The organism is Lysinibacillus sp. FSL R5-0849, assembly GCF_038595075.1.
GTDB classification, from domain to species: Bacteria; Bacillota; Bacilli; order Bacillales_A; family Planococcaceae; genus Lysinibacillus; species Lysinibacillus fusiformis.
The window spans coordinates 4,267,974-4,283,872 of the sequence record NZ_CP152004.1 but is presented as its reverse complement, the minus strand read 5'-3'; the positions used below and the strand labels follow the sequence as shown (position 1 = coordinate 4,283,872).

The 15,899-nt window shown below is 35.0% G+C and carries 17 protein-coding genes; 12 read left to right on the top strand and 5 right to left on the bottom strand.

Annotation, left to right across the window (positions count from 1 at the left end; all coding sequences use genetic code 11):
* Positions 1–18: 18 nt before the first annotated feature.
* On the top strand, positions 19–1,038 hold the full coding sequence (locus MKY80_RS21195) for a siderophore ABC transporter substrate-binding protein (RefSeq protein WP_089985784.1): 1,020 nt from the start codon (positions 19–21) through the stop codon (positions 1,036–1,038).
* A gap of 1 nt (position 1,039) precedes the next feature.
* Entirely contained in the window at positions 1,040–1,354 is a 315-nt protein-coding gene (locus MKY80_RS21190) for an antibiotic biosynthesis monooxygenase (protein WP_008175171.1), read from the top strand.
* A 104-nt stretch (positions 1,355–1,458) separates the two neighbouring features.
* Here the strand turns inward: MKY80_RS21190 and MKY80_RS21185 are convergent, their stop codons facing one another.
* Positions 1,459–1,998 (bottom strand): hypothetical protein, encoded by a 540-nt coding sequence (locus MKY80_RS21185; RefSeq protein WP_342531091.1) that lies wholly within the window; start codon positions 1,996–1,998, stop codon positions 1,459–1,461.
* Positions 1,999–2,336: 338 nt separating this feature from the next.
* Between MKY80_RS21185 and MKY80_RS21180 the strand changes: the two genes are divergently transcribed.
* The 8 genes from MKY80_RS21180 to zupT all read left to right on the top strand — a co-directional run bounded on the left by MKY80_RS21180 (position 2,337) and on the right by zupT (position 9,435).
* On the top strand, positions 2,337–3,239 hold the full coding sequence (locus tag MKY80_RS21180; protein WP_089985782.1) for a polyprenyl synthetase family protein: 903 nt from the start codon (positions 2,337–2,339) through the stop codon (positions 3,237–3,239).
* A 14-nt stretch (positions 3,240–3,253) separates the two neighbouring features.
* Positions 3,254–3,412 (top strand): competence pheromone ComX, encoded by a 159-nt coding sequence (gene comX / locus MKY80_RS21175; protein ID WP_008175167.1) that lies wholly within the window; start codon positions 3,254–3,256, stop codon positions 3,410–3,412.
* Positions 3,413–3,483: 71 nt separating this feature from the next.
* Entirely contained in the window at positions 3,484–5,706 is a 2,223-nt protein-coding gene (locus MKY80_RS21170) for an ATP-binding protein (protein WP_342531089.1), read from the top strand.
* Entirely contained in the window at positions 5,690–6,301 is a 612-nt protein-coding gene (locus MKY80_RS21165; RefSeq protein WP_258955260.1) for a response regulator transcription factor, read from the top strand. The genes MKY80_RS21170 and MKY80_RS21165 overlap by 17 nt, the downstream gene beginning before the upstream one ends.
* A 413-nt stretch (positions 6,302–6,714) precedes the next feature.
* Positions 6,715–7,614 carry a hypothetical protein gene (locus MKY80_RS21160; protein WP_008175163.1) on the top strand — a complete coding sequence of 300 codons (900 nt, stop codon included), beginning with the start codon at positions 6,715–6,717 and terminating at the stop codon, positions 7,612–7,614.
* 26 nt (positions 7,615–7,640) lie between these two features.
* Positions 7,641–7,769 (top strand): hypothetical protein, encoded by a 129-nt coding sequence (locus MKY80_RS21155; protein WP_255319030.1) that lies wholly within the window; start codon positions 7,641–7,643, stop codon positions 7,767–7,769.
* A gap of 83 nt (positions 7,770–7,852) precedes the next feature.
* A complete protein-coding gene (locus MKY80_RS21150) occupies positions 7,853–8,461 on the top strand; it encodes a phosphatase PAP2 family protein (protein WP_089985781.1) in 609 nt (202 codons plus the stop codon).
* A 164-nt stretch (positions 8,462–8,625) separates the two neighbouring features.
* On the top strand, positions 8,626–9,435 hold the full coding sequence (gene zupT, locus MKY80_RS21145; RefSeq protein WP_090002044.1) for a zinc transporter ZupT: 810 nt from the start codon (positions 8,626–8,628) through the stop codon (positions 9,433–9,435).
* A 53-nt stretch (positions 9,436–9,488) separates the two neighbouring features.
* On the opposite strand, the gene MKY80_RS21140 is transcribed toward zupT, so the two are convergent.
* The 3 genes from MKY80_RS21140 to thrC all read right to left on the bottom strand — a co-directional run bounded on the left by MKY80_RS21140 (position 9,489) and on the right by thrC (position 12,260).
* Positions 9,489–10,175, bottom strand: a complete 687-nt coding sequence (locus MKY80_RS21140; RefSeq protein WP_008175158.1) for an MtnX-like HAD-IB family phosphatase — start codon at positions 10,173–10,175, stop codon at positions 9,489–9,491.
* 121 nt (positions 10,176–10,296) lie between these two features.
* On the bottom strand, positions 10,297–11,211 hold the full coding sequence (gene thrB / locus MKY80_RS21135; RefSeq protein ID WP_008175157.1) for a homoserine kinase: 915 nt from the start codon (positions 11,209–11,211) through the stop codon (positions 10,297–10,299).
* On the bottom strand, positions 11,208–12,260 hold the full coding sequence (gene thrC / locus MKY80_RS21130; RefSeq protein ID WP_008175156.1) for a threonine synthase: 1,053 nt from the start codon (positions 12,258–12,260) through the stop codon (positions 11,208–11,210). The genes thrB and thrC overlap by 4 nt, the downstream gene beginning before the upstream one ends.
* Positions 12,261–12,464: 204 nt before the next feature.
* Here thrC and MKY80_RS21125 point away from each other — a divergent pair, with 204 nt between their 5' ends.
* The gene (locus MKY80_RS21125; protein WP_342531085.1) at positions 12,465–13,694 is read left to right on the top strand and encodes an MFS transporter; all 1,230 of its coding nucleotides are present in this window, start codon (positions 12,465–12,467) and stop codon (positions 13,692–13,694) included.
* A gap of 287 nt (positions 13,695–13,981) precedes the next feature.
* Positions 13,982–14,869, top strand: coding sequence for a MurR/RpiR family transcriptional regulator (locus tag MKY80_RS21120; RefSeq protein WP_258955929.1), 888 nt, complete (start codon positions 13,982–13,984; stop codon positions 14,867–14,869).
* A gap of 103 nt (positions 14,870–14,972) precedes the next feature.
* Here MKY80_RS21120 and MKY80_RS21115 read toward each other — a convergent pair whose 3' ends face one another.
* Complete coding sequence (locus MKY80_RS21115; RefSeq protein ID WP_237068839.1) at positions 14,973–15,779, bottom strand: GNAT family N-acetyltransferase; 807 nt, start codon at positions 15,777–15,779, stop codon at positions 14,973–14,975.
* Positions 15,780–15,899 lie beyond the last annotated feature (120 nt).

Sequence of the window (15,899 nt, the reverse complement as noted above, 5' to 3'; positions counted from 1 at the left end):
TAAAGGAGAATTTTTAAAATGAAAAAATGGAAATTACTAACAGTATTAATGGCGATGATGCTATTAGTTTTAGCTGCTTGCGGTTCAAAAGACGAAGCAAAAGAAGAAGATAAAGGTACGTCAACTGACAAACCGGCAGAAGAACAAAACGAGGCGTCTTCAGCATATCCACTAACTATTCCAGGTAGCACAATTGAAGGTCGCGATGGTAATACTACGTTTGAAGAAGTAAAGCTTGATAAGATCCCAGAAAAAGTTGTTGTTTTTGATAATGGTTTCCTAGATACTCTAGATGCACTAGGTGTTAATCCTACTGCAGTAGTACAAGATTCATTACCATCTTACTTAAGCAAGTATAAAGATAGCACTTATGTAAACGCTGGTACTTTATTCGAGCCTGATTATGAAAAATTATCTGAAATCAACCCAGATATTATTTTCATCTCTGGTCGTGCGTCAGCAGCATATGCTGAGTTATCTAAAATTGCACCGACAGTTTACATTGGTGTAGATAACAAAAACTTCCTAGAATCATTCAAAGCTAATACAGAATTAGCTGGTAAAATCTTTGGTAAAGAAAAAGCAGCAGCAGATGCAATCTCTGCATATGAAGCAAAAGTTGAAGAAGTAAAAGGCAAAGCAACTGCATCAGAAGAGAAAGCTTTAATCGTATTAGGTAGTGAAGGCGCATTATCAGCATATGGTTCTGGTTCACGTTTCGGTGTTATTCATGATGTATTTGGTGTGAAAGCTGCTGATGAGAAAGTTAAAGTTGGCACACATGGTGATAATGTAAGTTTTGAATATGTTCGTGAAACAAACCCTGATATTCTATTTGTAGTTGACCGTGACGCTGTTGTAAATGAAAACGGTGAATCAGGTACAAAAGCTGCAATTGAAAACGAAATCGTAAGTGCAACAAACGCTGTGAAAAACGGTAAAGTATTCTACCTAGATCCAGAAGTTTGGTACCTTTCAGGTGGTGGTTTACAATCTGAAACGTTAAAAGTTGAAGATGTATTAAAGGCGTTTAACTAATATGTTTGTACAAATTAAACGTATCGTTGTGACGGAAGGGAATTCGGATAAAGTGGTGGAACGTTTTGGTGCTAATCCAAACGGACCATCATTACTTGAACAACAACCTGGTTTCATTGATAAACAGGTACTTGTTAAGAAAGTTCGCCGTGGTGATGAGGAAGTGCTAGTGATGGTTCGTTGGGAATCAGAAGAAGCATGGAAGAATTGGGAGAAGAGCCCTGAGCATATTGCTGGTCATAAGGCAAGCGCAGGTAAGCCAAAGCCTGATCATATTATTGAAAGCGGACAAGAAGTATATTATGTAAAAGGTTAATAGCCTAGAGGTGTCTCAAGCGATTGAGGCACCTTTTTGTTGTACATAAAAAAGCAGATAACAATGGAACGAAAAGGGATGCCATTGCTATCAGCTTATTCAAACTAATGGGTAATCGGTGTTTTTATTGACCTACAAAATGTAGCATCCATATTAAAGGAAATAGTGCTTTCATTAATGGAAAGCCCTGAGATGCTAGTATTTTCATATAGCTTATGAGTTATAGATGATTCTGTCACCGCTGCCAGTCCTCTAGCATTAATAATTGTGTAGTTTGCTGTCATGTAAGCGGTAGATGACGCTATATTTAATCCAAAGGTTAATGGATTGACGGATGGCATACTAGATAGGTTGTCATTCGAAATTTTAATAATGCCATATTGCTGAATATAGTAATCTCTTTTTTGCTGAAATGTATCTTCAAATCCAGGAACATCACTAATAAAGTTTGAAAAGGTTGAAAGCTTTTTATAGACCTTTAAGGTTTCTTGATAAGCTTTTAACTCAGATTGAATAATAATCTGTTCAATTCGTAGTTGCTCCTCTGTAGGCTTTTTAAGTGTAATTTCTTCAGCTGAGACAGAGATATTACATGAAAAAGTAGCCGTAAGTATGAAAACAGTTTCGTTAAATCCATTTTTCATTTTAAAACACTCCCAGTACAAAAAAATTCATGTTCATCAATCTATCAGGACAATGCGAAAATCAATTTATATTAATATAAGCGTAACATCTGTCATAACGCCATTTCAATGGTGAGTTTACGCCAATTTTATGGCGGTACATAGTTCTCTACCGCCATATTATAACTATTATTTAACAAAATAATGGCGTGGTTTGTATAATTAACGCCAATTTTTGGCGGGATACTTCTTTATATAAGAAACTATGGGATTATATGCATTAAATATTGACACTGCTAGTATTAATTCCCACAAATATATATAATATTTATTAATATATCGGGAGGGAGAGAGGACTATTGAACGGGTTGGATGAGTGTATTAATAAATCATTAGACATTCTTATTGAAAATGAAACATTTCTTGATCATGAGCTAAAATTGCTGTTTAAAAGCTTTAAAGAAGAAAAAATAGAAGTAGGTTTTTCTTTTGGTAAATTATGCTATTGGCACTATGAGTCGTTTTCAGATAGTGTAAATGACGACATTTACAAAATTGCTGCAGCGGTTGAACTTTTAATACTGTCTTTTGATATTATTGATGATCTTCAAGATAAGGATTCAGATAATAGTTGGAGCAGGACGCCAGAACTTTCTTTAAACGTTGCTCTAGCTATGTTGATTATGGCTTCAAAAACAATTGACGAAACTTCCTTTGAACATAAAAGAGCGGCTATAACAATACTTGAAGAATGCGCATTAAAAAGTATTAGTGGTCAGCAATTGGACTTATTAAATAACTGCCGGGATGAAGATTCTTATATACACATGATTACACTTAAATCTGGTTCCTTAACAGCGATGAGTTGCTTAATAGGAGAGGTTCTTGCCAAAGGTGAAGTATCCAAAGAAGTAGAGGCTTATGGAAAGTACATAGGCATTATCCAACAAATTAAAAATGATATCCAAAGTTTGAAAACATGGGGACCTAAAAATGACCTACTAAATAAAAGATTCTCCTTGCCGATTATTTATCTTTTATCACTGAAAAATGATGTTTCAAAATCTGTAGCTGACTATTATAATGATGATATAGTTACAATTTTGGATCATAAAGAAGCAGAAAATGAGTTGACAAATGGCGGAGCAATACGCTATGCAATTACTGTGAAAAATGTCTATAAATTGAAGGCGATAAATGATCTTGAAAATATAGAATTAAATGATTTAGCTAAAGACTACCTACAAAAATTAATAAAGTGATGAGGAGCGATTGGATGATTAATGTAATTCAGTACTTAGAAAAAAACCCAAGCCTAGTTGCATTATTAAAAGAACAAAGAGCCTCATTAATTGGAATTTCATCTATAGAACAAATGGCAATTTTAGAAGCATTTATTGATGAAATGAATATAGAAAGTGAAATTTGGAACTAAAAACTTTGCGTAGCAAGTTTTTTTGGCCCGCTATAGTTCTTTATTTAGTGTTAGGTTTATACTTAAATTTTGTGAATTATAGCGCGCCATATATTGAAATTGGGGTAGAAGAAAAAGATGGTAAATGGCTAGTATCTCAACTATATTATAAAGATTGGGCTAAGGGGCAGAATATATCCATTGGCGATGCTGTTTTAAACGTAGATGATGGCCCGATTGCCGAACTAAATCAATTGAAATATAAATCAAAAATACTATCTGCGAATGACCTTACAATTATGAAGCCAGATGGGCAAATAATAAATATACATATTAAACATTTAGATATTCCTCAGCAGTTTTTTTATGTATTAATAGTTCCAGCTTGCTATTATTTATTAACGTTATTTGTTGCTTTTTATTTATATTTCAAGCAAAGAAATACTAGGTTAACAGATTTACTAATTCTTTTTATATTAGCTGTCTCGCTAGCTTATGTAAGTAGTGGAGTTTCGGGTAGGTTAGATGGGATAGGGATTATTGTAAATCGTACTACTATGTTATTATGTTTAGTAATTTTATTACATTTTTTAAGAAATTATTTTGCATTTATGAAAACAAAATGGATGTTTACGAATAATATCCGGTTCTTTTATTTAATGCCTTTGATTGGTTTTATATTGGCTTGTATTGGAACTGTTTTCCCTGCTTCTAATGATATACTTTCGAATATTGTATTATTTATGTTCCTTATTTTGCTTATTATTATCTTAGGTATTTTATTAATAAGTTATTTCAAATATAGCTCACCTCAGTTGAAAATTTTATTAAGTAGTATAATGATTCCGTTCTTACCATTTCTATTTTTATATGTACTTCCAAAAATCCTTTTTCATACGTATATCCTTTCATCTGAGATTAGCTCCTTATTTTTATTACTGATACCTTTTAGCTTTATATTTACACAATTAGCAGAACGATTATTTGATATCGAGTATCATATTACTAGATTGCGCTACTATGTTATTTTTTCTTTACTATTTACCTTATGGTTCACAGTTGGCTTGTATTTCATTGCCGGTCAACATTTAAGAATCACTGTCATGTCAGGCGTGTCCTTCTTTACATTTTCTTCGTTAGTAATACTCTTTTATGTAAAAGAAAAAGTTGACTATCGCAAGCGGAAAATATTATTTTCAACAAAAGGTGATTACATTCATCAGCTGTACACGGCTGTCGATAAAATAGGGAAAACTATTAAAATGGATGAGCTTTTAGAGAAATTCGCATATGAGGTTTCTGTTCATTTGGAGCTAGAGGATGTTTTTGTTTTAACATATAACTATGATACGAATGAATTCCTTACAAATAGTGGGGAAAGAATTTTGATACATCCTGACACAATGGATGATATAAGATTAGGAGAAATACGCAAGATTGATAAAATTTATTTAGCATTTCTCCATCAGGATGTACATTATAAACGAGCATTAGTGCTGGGGCATAACAATACAATTCATTTAAAAGATGAGGAGCTACTATGGCTCGAATTGCTCCTATTGTATGTAAATAATTTTATTGAAAATACAAAGATGGTGGAAGAACTATTAGAGGAATTGAAGCATATGAAGCAAGCTGATGACGGCCAATTGCCGTGGCTTAATAAGCTGTTATGGTTGAGATTCGAAGAAGAAAAGTACCAGTTAGCTCAAGAGCTACACGACACCAATTTGCAGGAACAACTTCATATTGCAAGAGAGGTGGATGTCCTTGTTAATGCAAAGGATACAACAGACATTCAGGAGAAGCTTGCAAAAATTCATAAGCAAATGGTTGACTCTCTACATGAATTACGATCATATTGTGAGAATTTAAAGCCTCCATTACTGGATACATTAGGTTTAAATGCTGCGTTAGAAAAGTTAATTCGAAAGGTTCAAGAAAGAGCTAATTTTGTTCTAATTTATTCAATAGATCGTCTGTATTTAGAAGATGAGCGTATGAATTTAATGATTTATCGATTATTCCAAGAAGTACTGAATAACGCCTTAAAACATTCTTATGCAACAACTGTTGAAATCCATCTAAAGGAAATGAATGATGGTTTTGAAATCATTTATAGTGACGATGGTGTTGGGTGTCATGTAGAGGATATTATCGTAGCAGAGTCAATGGGCATCCGAGGTATGCAAGAACGTGTAAAAGCCTTTAATGGTCATTTTTATATTGACTCACAACTAAACCAAGGGATGTCAATTAGAATAGCAGTTAAAGAAGGGAGTGAAACACATGATTACCATGCTCATAGTGGATGATCACCCTATAGTTTTAGAGGGAACTAAAAATTTATTTCACGAAAATGAAGATATTATAATTGATACTGAAAGTGATGCCACATGTGTTATACAAAGAATAAAAAATAAACCATATGCTATTTACCTGATTGATATTAACATGCCATTGGAAAATGGTATTAATTTAGCCCGTCATATTAAATCTATTCAGTCGGATGCTTCCGTTATCCTTTATACAGGAGACGATATAACGGATTATTATCCCCTTATTTTAGAGAGAAAAATAGAAGGCATTTTAGCGAAAACGGCCTCTAAGGAGCAAATCATACGGACAGTCAGAGCGATTGCAAATGGTGAATTTGTTCTACCGAAAAATTTCTTAGATTTTCTGGATGATAAATTTAAATTGCAAAGTGCTAAAGATATTCATTTAAATGAAAAAGAAAAGAAAATTTTAAGACTGATTGCAGAAGGTCATACAAATAAAGCCATTGCTATTGAGTTGAATATTCCTCAGCGAACTACTGAGAGATATTTAACACAGCTCTTTTCTTTGCTAAATGTAGATTCAAGAACAGAGGCTGTCAATCTTGCTGAAAGAATGAATTTACTCTAAAGAAATTCCATGCTATACTGTTGGTGTATTTTTCTATCAAAAGGTACTTTATGACAAAAATTCTTCTCATATAATTTTATGGAAAAAAGCACCTTATTATTATGCTTGATTTACTATAAAATTTTCAAACACCGCCAAAAAAGTGGCGGTGTATTTTTATGTCCGCCAAATCACGCCATATTTTCGTATGAATCACGCCAAAAAATTGGCGTAAACCCGAAGTTGAAATATCGGTATAAGTACTGGTACGCTTAAATTACCGTGGTTAAGTAGATTTGCTATAGTGAGTAATAATACAAATGATTTTCTTCAAAATAAAGGAACCTGACTATCTATGTAAAAGGTAGATTATAGAATGGTAACTAGCAGTCAATATACTTCACCATAAAACTTTATAAAGGTAGGCGTGTATTGTGAAAGTAGAACTCGAAAATTTGTTTTCTATAGATGAATCTAGTCAAGATCAAGTGATTAACGTTTATAATCGTCATGGTATTGCTATTGGTGCGCCTGAAATTAGAAAGAGAAATTTAAAAACAAAATTTAATCCTATTTTTACATTAAATGAAGATGTAACATATGAGAAAGTAGCTGCCGTATACGAGTCATTAGAACGTGAATTTGGCATTGTCTCAATAGGAGAGCGTTTCTACTTTGAGTTTTCTGATTTGGAATATGAATGGGCACCATTGTTTACTTTAAATTCAACAGGAAATTCACCCGAGATGTTTCTAGAGGACAAAGGGACCTTATTTTCTTTAAGTACTCATTGTAAAAATTGCGGACTTATGGATAAAGAGCAATTATCTCCTATAGTTATTGATACTTCACACATGAAAGGACGTCATTTAGTTCATGTAAGTGGATATTGGGTAGCTTCAGAGGAACTGGTAGCATTATTGAAAAATGAAAAACTAGAAGGCTTTGAATTTTTAGAGGTAATCCATCAGGGACCTGAGCAAGGAAAACAGCCAGCTTATCAAATTATTCCTACACAAATTCTACCGTCTAGTAGTCAGGATAGAGTGAAATTATACTTTGCAACTGAACAACCTCCATGTAGCTGTGGTTTAAATGGTGTTATTAAGGGGCCAGATATTTATCATCAGGAAGATTTAGCTGCTTTAAAAGGCGATGTCTTTTACTCAGCTGAATGGAGTCATGATGGAAGATATCTTTATAAAAAAACTTTATTTAGTAAAAGGTTTAGAGAAGTGATTATAAAACATGGAATCTCTCGTGAAGTAAGAGGAGAAAAAGATCGAAACTTTGGTCCAAAGGATTGGCTGTTTGATCCAGTACTCATCAAATAATATAGATGTGGAACAGAGGTGTGTTGATGATATTTAGAAAAATTCTACCTATCGTGGCCATTTTATTCATTGTTGCATTGGTCGTCTCTAATTATTTTAACAAGCCTAATGAACAGGCCATGATTGTCACTGAAGAATGTAAACTGTATTTATAAAAATTAATGCTTCTCTCCCTCTAGTTCGGACATAATTATGTTATGATATGAAGATCATAGCAGTATGTTTTTGAGGTGAACGTATGAAAAAATGGGCCTATCCTTTGGCAATTATCACACTAATTATTTTTATTTTTTTAAAATTTACTTTTCAAAGTGATTGGATGAATAAATTTGATGTGAAAATGGCAGATGTCTTTTTTGGCAATCAATTTATTGAAGTCTTTCATTATATAGGAGAACCGATATTTGTTGTCATTGTAGCGGTACTTTTGATTGTGTATTTAGCGTGGAAGACAAAAAATTATCGAGGCATGCTATTTGTTGTTTTAACATTTGCAGCAGGGAATGTGTTAAATCAAGTATTAAAAAAGTGGATCCAACGAGCACGACCTGAAATTGAAGATCAATTAACATCGTATAGTTTTCCATCTGGCCATGCTATGACGGGTATTCTGTATTTATTTGCAACTGCTTATATATTAGCTGAAAATAACAGTAAAAGTCGTAAAATCCTATTGTGGGTTGGGGCTACAATCCTAATGGTGCTTATAGGATTAGCTCGTATAGCTGGTGCTAGACACTTTGCTACGGATGTACTTGCAGGCTGGAGTATGGGCTATACTTGGTTTATCATTTGTGTCATCTGGTATGAACGTCGCAAAAAAACATTCCAATCGAATCATAAATAGGTTGTGAGAGCAGTATCAAATTCATAGGATTTGATACTGCTTTTTTCTGTGCAAAAGGATAAAGGAAGGACAAGGGCGATATTTACCTTGTAAAAAAGAATTGCTCTTAGGAAACTTCTGCGTTAAGATGAGTACAATAAAAAAAAGGGAAAAGGAAGAAGGGTATGGACGGAAACGTTTTACTAGCATTTGGACTGACTCTATTTGCAGGGCTCGCAACTGGGGTAGGTAGTTTAATAGCGTTTTTTACATCACGAACAAATACAAAATTTTTATCGCTAGCATTGGGTTTTTCTGCAGGCGTTATGATTTATGTCTCACTTGTTGAGATTTTTGTTAAGGCTAAAGATGCTTTAACGAATGCATTAGGTACTACAAATGGTTATTGGATGACAATCGCCGGATTCTTCGGTGGCATGTTATTCATTGCTTTAATCGATAAATTCATTCCAAAATCAACAAATCCTCATGAAGTAAAGCTAGTAGAAGATGTGAATGCAATAAAGCCACAGGTCAATGAAGATCATTTGATGAAGATGGGTATTTTTACAGCTCTAGCTATTGGAATTCATAACTTTCCAGAGGGGATAGCTACATTTATGTCAGCTATTAATGACCCAAATGTAGGAATTGCCATTGCCATAGCAGTAGCGATTCACAATATTCCAGAGGGGATAGCAGTATCTGTCCCGATTTTCTTTGCCACGGGTAATCGTCGAAAGGCTTTTAAATTATCATTTTTATCGGGGTTAGCAGAGCCCGTCGGTGCAATAGTAGCATTTTTGCTCCTTATGCCATTTTTAACAGACGTTATGTTTGGCATCATTTTTGCTGGAGTGGCAGGCATAATGGTCTTTATTTCATTGGATGAATTATTACCAGCAGCGCAGAGGTATGATGAAACTCATTTATCTATGTATGGTTTGGTAGCTGGAATGGCTGTCATGGCCATCAGCCTCGTGTTATTAGTATAAGTCTATAAAAAAGGGAGCCATTCATGTGGTTCCCTTTTTTTTATAGTCGTGCATTAAGTTGCTGGTATAGTATGTTTGGTTTCTATAAGTTCTTGTACAATTTTTAAACAGTCGTGGAATGTGATAAATGGTTTATATGGAACTTGAAGCTCTTCACAGCGTTGAATGAGATGATCTCTAGCCAGAACAATATCAGCTTGTTTAGCAGCTTCAAAATCTGAAAGAGAATCACCGATAACGATTTTAAAATGATCTTCTTTTGCCACTTTCCGCATAACGCTAGGTTTGCAGCAACCACACCCTTGTATGCTATATTTTGCGCATTCCTCATCACAGCTATTTGAATAAATCAGTTTAATTTGCTCACCAGAAAAGTCAGCTGTATTGCAGTAAATACCTGAGAAAGGACCGTATTTTTCTACTAAAGGCTCAATAAAAAAATCGACCCCTCCACTTACAATGTAAAATGGTATGCCATGATCTTGAGCATATCGAACAAAATCTCCAAAGCCATCACGAATGATAGCTGTATCCATAAGATATTGAATGACTTCATCTTTCTGTTGAGTAGAAAGTAAATGAAACATGGCAGAGAGCCCATCTTTAAACGAAATGGTTTGCTCCATCATAGCTTTTGCAATTTTCTCAGATTCTTGTGGAACAAATTCCGTCATCAGAGAAAAGATATTATCAGTTTCTGTTATTGTGCCATCGAAATCACAGAATATAATTGGCTTCAAGATAGTTCCTCCTTAGAAAAGCGCACATCCTAGTTGTTAATAATAGGTGTTTCAAGGTAAATCCTATACTTCTATAATATTAGTTTTATCCACACTTGCTTTCAAGAAAAAACGCCTACTATTATAGTAGACGTTTCATATATTCACGTACTTGTATACCTTGTTCATCAGCTTTTGTTAAAATCACTTGATGTTCAGGAAATTGATTTTTCATAGTTTGAACAAAGTCATATGCAATGGTAGAAGGAATGATAGAAATCAATGTAGGGCCAGCTCCACTTAAAGCTGTACCATACGCACCATTCATCTTTGCTGCTGTACGAATTTCTGTATACTCGGGTATTAGCTTTGCACGAAACGGTTCATGGAATAGATCGTCTTCCATATAACGCCCAGCACGCTGGAAATCACGTGCCATTAGTGAAGCTGCTAACATATTAGCATTTGCCGAAGCATGAACTGCATAGGCTCTGTCAAATTGGTCTGGCAATACAGATCGAGACTCGCTCGTTTTTAATTCGACATTTGGTACATATACCACAAAGGAAGCATCAATTTCATTGATATGAAAAGTATCAACATTACCTTTTTCATCCATAGAAGAAATGGTTAAGCCTCCTAAAACAGAAGCGGTTGCGTTATCTGGGTGTCCCTCAATTTGGGATGATAAGTTAAGTTTATCTTGTATTGTTAAGTTAAGCCCACATACTTGATTGGCTAGTTCAATACCTGCAACTATCACAGCAGCACTGCTTCCAAGCCCACGTGCTAATGGTAGCTCGCTAGCCATCTCGACACGGCATGCAGGTAATTGTTGACCATATTGATCAGCAACTTTTTTTGCAATGACGTATAGTAAATGTTCGTCAAGCTCAAACTTTTTAGGACCGTTATCATCAAGATGGATAATATCCCATGTATCTTGTAAAGTAACTGTTAATTGTAAGTATAGAGACAAGCCGAGTCCTATGGAATCAAAGCCAGGCCCTAGATTGGCTGTACTTCCTGGAACTGAGATTTGCCATGCTTTACTCATAGTACTCCCTCGATATATTCTCGAATTTCATTCTCGTCATTTTTAAGGGATATTACTTCGACTGTGGATACATCCATAGCTGTATCGGGATCTTTTAGTCCATTACCTGTGAAGATTGTAACTACTTTTGAACCCTTTGGAATTTTTCCGTTCTCCACTGATTTAATAACACCTGCTAATGATGCGGCAGAGCCGGGTTCAACGAAAATACCTTCTGTATTGGCGATTAATTGATAAGCAGCAATAATTTCTTGATCTGTTACGGAATCAATAATACCTCCAGATTCATCTCGAGCTGCTTCTGCCAATTTCCAGCTAGCTGGGTTACCAATTCGAATAGCAGTGGCAACTGTCTCCGGATTTGTAATAGGCTCTCCTTTAACGATTGCTGCTGCACCTTCTGCTTCAAAGCCATACATCTTTGGTAGACCAGAATCTTTAGAAGCATGATATTCTTTAAAGCCTTTCCAGTAAGCAGTAATATTCCCTGCATTACCAACCGGGATGCATAGATAATCAGGAGCTGAGCCTAAGGCATCTACAATTTCAAATGATGCAGTTTTTTGACCTTCAATGCGGTATGGATTAACGGAGTTTACAAGTGCGACAGGAGTTGTTTCACTTACTTGGCGAACAATACTTAAAGCATCATCAAAATTACCATCAATCTCAATGATTTTTGCACCATACATAGTTGCTTGTGCAAGCTTACCAAGGGCAACTTTTCCTTTAGGAATTACAACGATGGATTGAATACCAGCTCTTGTAGCATATGCAGCTGCAGCAGCGGATGTATTTCCTGTAGAGGCACAAATCACACACTTACTACCATCTTCAATAGCTTTAGCTACTGCAAACACCATACCACGGTCTTTAAATGAGCCAGTTGGGTTTGCACCCTCAATTTTACCGTAAAGCTCAATGCCTAATTTCTTAGATAAATTCACTAAATGTATAAGAGGCGTATTGCCTTCGTTTAAAGTTAATGCGGGTGTATTTTCTGTTACAGGTAAAAATTGTTTATATTCTTCAATAAGGCCTTTCCACATAAAGATACGATCTCCTTTTGTTCTTATAGAAAGAACAGTTGTATTTGTATAAAAGACATTTTAACGCAAATCACACTATTATTTCAATAGCATTTCATAAATTGTCGAAACAATTCGGTAATTAGAATTTTGCTTGTCACTTTCTTGAAACAACTGTATAGTAATCTTGTAATGTAAAGTCAAGTGTAAAGACAGGTGGTTGAAATGGCGACAAATACTGTAGGAACAAATAAATCTCAGCAAACTATTTCTAGAAATAGACTATTGGGCGTTGCAGGGATTGGATGGCTTTTCGATGCAATGGATGTTGGAATATTATCGTTTGTCATTGCAGCATTGGCAGCAGATTGGGGACTGACACCAAGTCAAGCTGGCTGGATTGGTAGTATTAACTCAATTGGAATGGCTGTTGGAGCCCTTGTATTCGGTGTTTTTGCCGATAAAATAGGGAGAAAACAAATTTTTATGTGGACACTTGTCCTATTTTCCCTTGCAAGTGGTCTATCCGCTTTTACGACTACATTAACGGCATTTTTAATGCTACGTTTTTTAGTAGGAATGGGTCTGGGCGGTGAACTACCTGTAGCATCAACGTTAGTATCTGAAAGCGTAGCAGCAAAAGAAAGAGGACGCGTAGTTGTTTTACTGGAAAGCTTTTGGGCAGCTGGATGGCTAATTGCCGCATTGATATCCTATTTCGTTATTCCAACGTGGGGATGGCGAGTAGCGCTCATCTTAACAGCACTCCCTGCATTTTATGCTATTTATCTTAGATGGCATCTCCCAGATTCACCACAGTTTACGGTGAAGCAAGAGGCCAAATCACGTAGTATCCTTCAAAATATAAAAGAAGTATGGTCAAAAGAATATGCACGTTCCACATTGATGCTTTGGGTGCTTTGGTTTACAGTTGTATTTTCGTATTACGGTATGTTCTTATGGCTTCCAAGTGTCATGGTTGGTAAGGGCTTTGATATGATTACGAGCTTTAAGTATGTTCTCATTATGACATTAGCTCAATTGCCAGGTTATTTTACTGCAGCCTGGTTTATTGAAAAGTTTGGACGGAAATTTGTGCTTGTTTCCTATCTAATTGGTACTGCAGTGAGTGCTTTCATTTTTGGGAATGCTGAAACACTTGTAGTACTGTTATTGTCAGGCATGTTTTTATCTTTCTTTAACTTAGGAGCATGGGGGGCCCTATATGCTTATACACCTGAGCAATACCCTTCCATTATTCGTGGTACTGGTGCAGGGATGGCAGCAGCTGCTGGACGAATTGGTGGTATTTTCGGACCGCTACTAGTTGGTTCTTTATTAACAGCTGGTTATGATATAGGCTTCATTTTTGCCATTTTCTGTGGAGCCATTATTATAGGTGTTATTGGTGTCATTTTCCTTGGGAAGGAAACCAAGCAGCTAGAATTAGAATAATAACTAAACAATGTCCTGGATAAGAGTAATCAATCCAGGACATTTTTGTCTTTATTCGCTAGTGTATTACATAAAAATTAGGAATTATTGAATTTTATTCATCGGTACCAATAAATTTGGTAAAATAACAAATCAACATAGAAAAGTACAAAAAGTCGACATATTAGCAGGTTAATGCGCTGAAGATTTTTCAGAAAAGTCATTGTATTCAAATTGCAATCATGATACTGTATTTTTAATCGAATTTTGAGTAAGTAGGAAACAATCTCCCATTCGTGATAAGGTCATTGAAAGAAAGGTTGTTAGGAATGTGCATTCATGAGGATATAAAGAAAAGGTTTGTAAGACTGTCAAAGGGGCAGCGTAAAGTAGCACAATTTGTAATGGATAATCCCAATACAGTGATTGCTAATGGAGCGGCAGAAGTAGGCAGACTGGCTAATGTAAGTGAATCAACGGTTATTCGCTTTTGCTATGCCATGGATTTATCGGGATATGTGGAACTGCAAGAAGAAATAAGAGGCTATGTCATGTCCCAAGATGTAGGAACAAATCTACAATCTACCTATACGGGTAAAAAGCAAACTAATTCTCGTTTTGGCAAGGTAATGCAGCAAGATAGCCAAAACATTCAGGAAACAATTCAATTAATTAGCGATCAACAGATTCAAAAAGGTTCAAAATGGATGCATGAAGCAGATAATATCTATATTCTAGGTACTCGTCAGGCAGCATCTGTAGCAAATTGGTTATCCAACACATTAAAAACACTACGTTCTAATATTAAGCAGCTTCGTATAGATTCCGATGAAATAATGAATCAAATTAATAGCATGGGAGAGCGTACAACATTAATTGTTTTATCATTTGATAAACAGTTAAAGGATATTCAAACGATTGTTGAAATTGCAAGGATGAAGAAAGTAAAAATTATTGCTATTACTGGAACTGCATTTTCACCCGTTCGTGAATATGCTAATATTTTGTTTGCGCTTGGAACAAACAAGTATTCCTCGCTAGATATAGTGCCCGTTTTATTTTCTTTCTTACATGCTTTATTGGAGGAAATGATTAGCCAAGATAAGCGGCAGTATGAAAAATATCAAAAATCCTATGAGCAAGTAGATAGTAATATATTATTCCTGGATGCTGCTAGAGAGAAACAGGTATTTTAATGTTATGCATGGAAAAGTGTTATATTGCTTTTCTATGCATTTTTTATAGTCTAACTATATAAAAAGATGTCCAAATATGCTTTAGACATCTAGGCAAAGTGATTTATAAAATTTTACTTAAGTTATACTCGTTAATGAAAGTATCATTTAATTTAATAGCATTTTGTCGAATGCCTTCTTGTTTAAATCCTATTTTCGTAAAAAGATGTAAAGCAACATTATTATGTTCCATAACTGATAATTCTAATCTGGATATATCACGCTGTTTTGACCAACCTTCCACAGCCTTCATTAGCGCAGAGCCAATGCCTTTTTGTTGGTACTCTTCCTTCACAGCTAAGCGAACAGAGGCAACATGTTTAGCTTTCGTTTGTTTATACCCATGTACAACTGCATAGCCTGCAAAAATACCATTTAATACGCAAAGTAATATAGTGCGATTTTTTAGTTGTTTCCAATAGGTTAAATTTTTACGAAGTTGTTGGACAGTTAGATCTACTTCATTTTGAACATTATACATGAAGTCGGTTTGTTGAAAAATTTCTTCCTGTAAAAGAATAAACGATCTAGCATCCGATGCTTCAATCCCTCGAATTATGTATGCAGATGGGTTCTCTTCTTCATTTTTAGAAAGATTGTTTACAGTTGCCTTAGTTTGCGTGCATGAGAAAGTTATACTAGTACCTAGTCTAACATCAATGACATGATAGCCTGCATTTGTCCATGACAAATAGTGTGATAGAGGGGGCTTTGTTTTTTTCCACCAGCTCTTATTTAAGTAGGCGGCATTCGGTAAGGCTTGTCCCATAATGTTTTCTAATTCACTAAAGGATAAAGTGATTTCTTGTTGTAAAGCTACTTCAAAATAATTTGCTAAAGGAATGTACTTTTTTTCCATCTTCTTTGTCATCGTAATCCCCATTTCCTGAATATCCAAAAATATAGACTATCTGATAATAGCATAAAATTACGCTTACATAAATATGAAAATCCAACTAAATATCTATGTAAAATAATTAATACTAGAAAA

Coding starts and splice junctions, on each gene's coding strand:
- MKY80_RS21195 (WP_089985784.1), top strand. CDS start 19: ATGAAAAAATGGAAATTACTAACAGTATTAATGGCGATGATGCTATTA.
- MKY80_RS21190 (WP_008175171.1), top strand. CDS start 1,040: ATGTTTGTACAAATTAAACGTATCGTTGTGACGGAAGGGAATTCGGAT.
- MKY80_RS21185 (WP_342531091.1), bottom strand. CDS start 1,998: ATGAAAAATGGATTTAACGAAACTGTTTTCATACTTACGGCTACTTTT.
- comX (WP_008175167.1), top strand. CDS start 3,254: ATGATTAATGTAATTCAGTACTTAGAAAAAAACCCAAGCCTAGTTGCA.
- MKY80_RS21165 (WP_258955260.1), top strand. CDS start 5,690: ATGCTCATAGTGGATGATCACCCTATAGTTTTAGAGGGAACTAAAAAT.
- MKY80_RS21155 (WP_255319030.1), top strand. CDS start 7,641: ATGATATTTAGAAAAATTCTACCTATCGTGGCCATTTTATTCATTGTT.
- MKY80_RS21150 (WP_089985781.1), top strand. CDS start 7,853: ATGAAAAAATGGGCCTATCCTTTGGCAATTATCACACTAATTATTTTT.
- zupT (WP_090002044.1), top strand. CDS start 8,626: ATGGACGGAAACGTTTTACTAGCATTTGGACTGACTCTATTTGCAGGG.
- thrB (WP_008175157.1), bottom strand. CDS start 11,211: ATGAGTAAAGCATGGCAAATCTCAGTTCCAGGAAGTACAGCCAATCTA.
- thrC (WP_008175156.1), bottom strand. CDS start 12,260: ATGTGGAAAGGCCTTATTGAAGAATATAAACAATTTTTACCTGTAACA.
- MKY80_RS21125 (WP_342531085.1), top strand. CDS start 12,465: ATGGCGACAAATACTGTAGGAACAAATAAATCTCAGCAAACTATTTCT.
- MKY80_RS21115 (WP_237068839.1), bottom strand. CDS start 15,779: ATGACAAAGAAGATGGAAAAAAAGTACATTCCTTTAGCAAATTATTTT.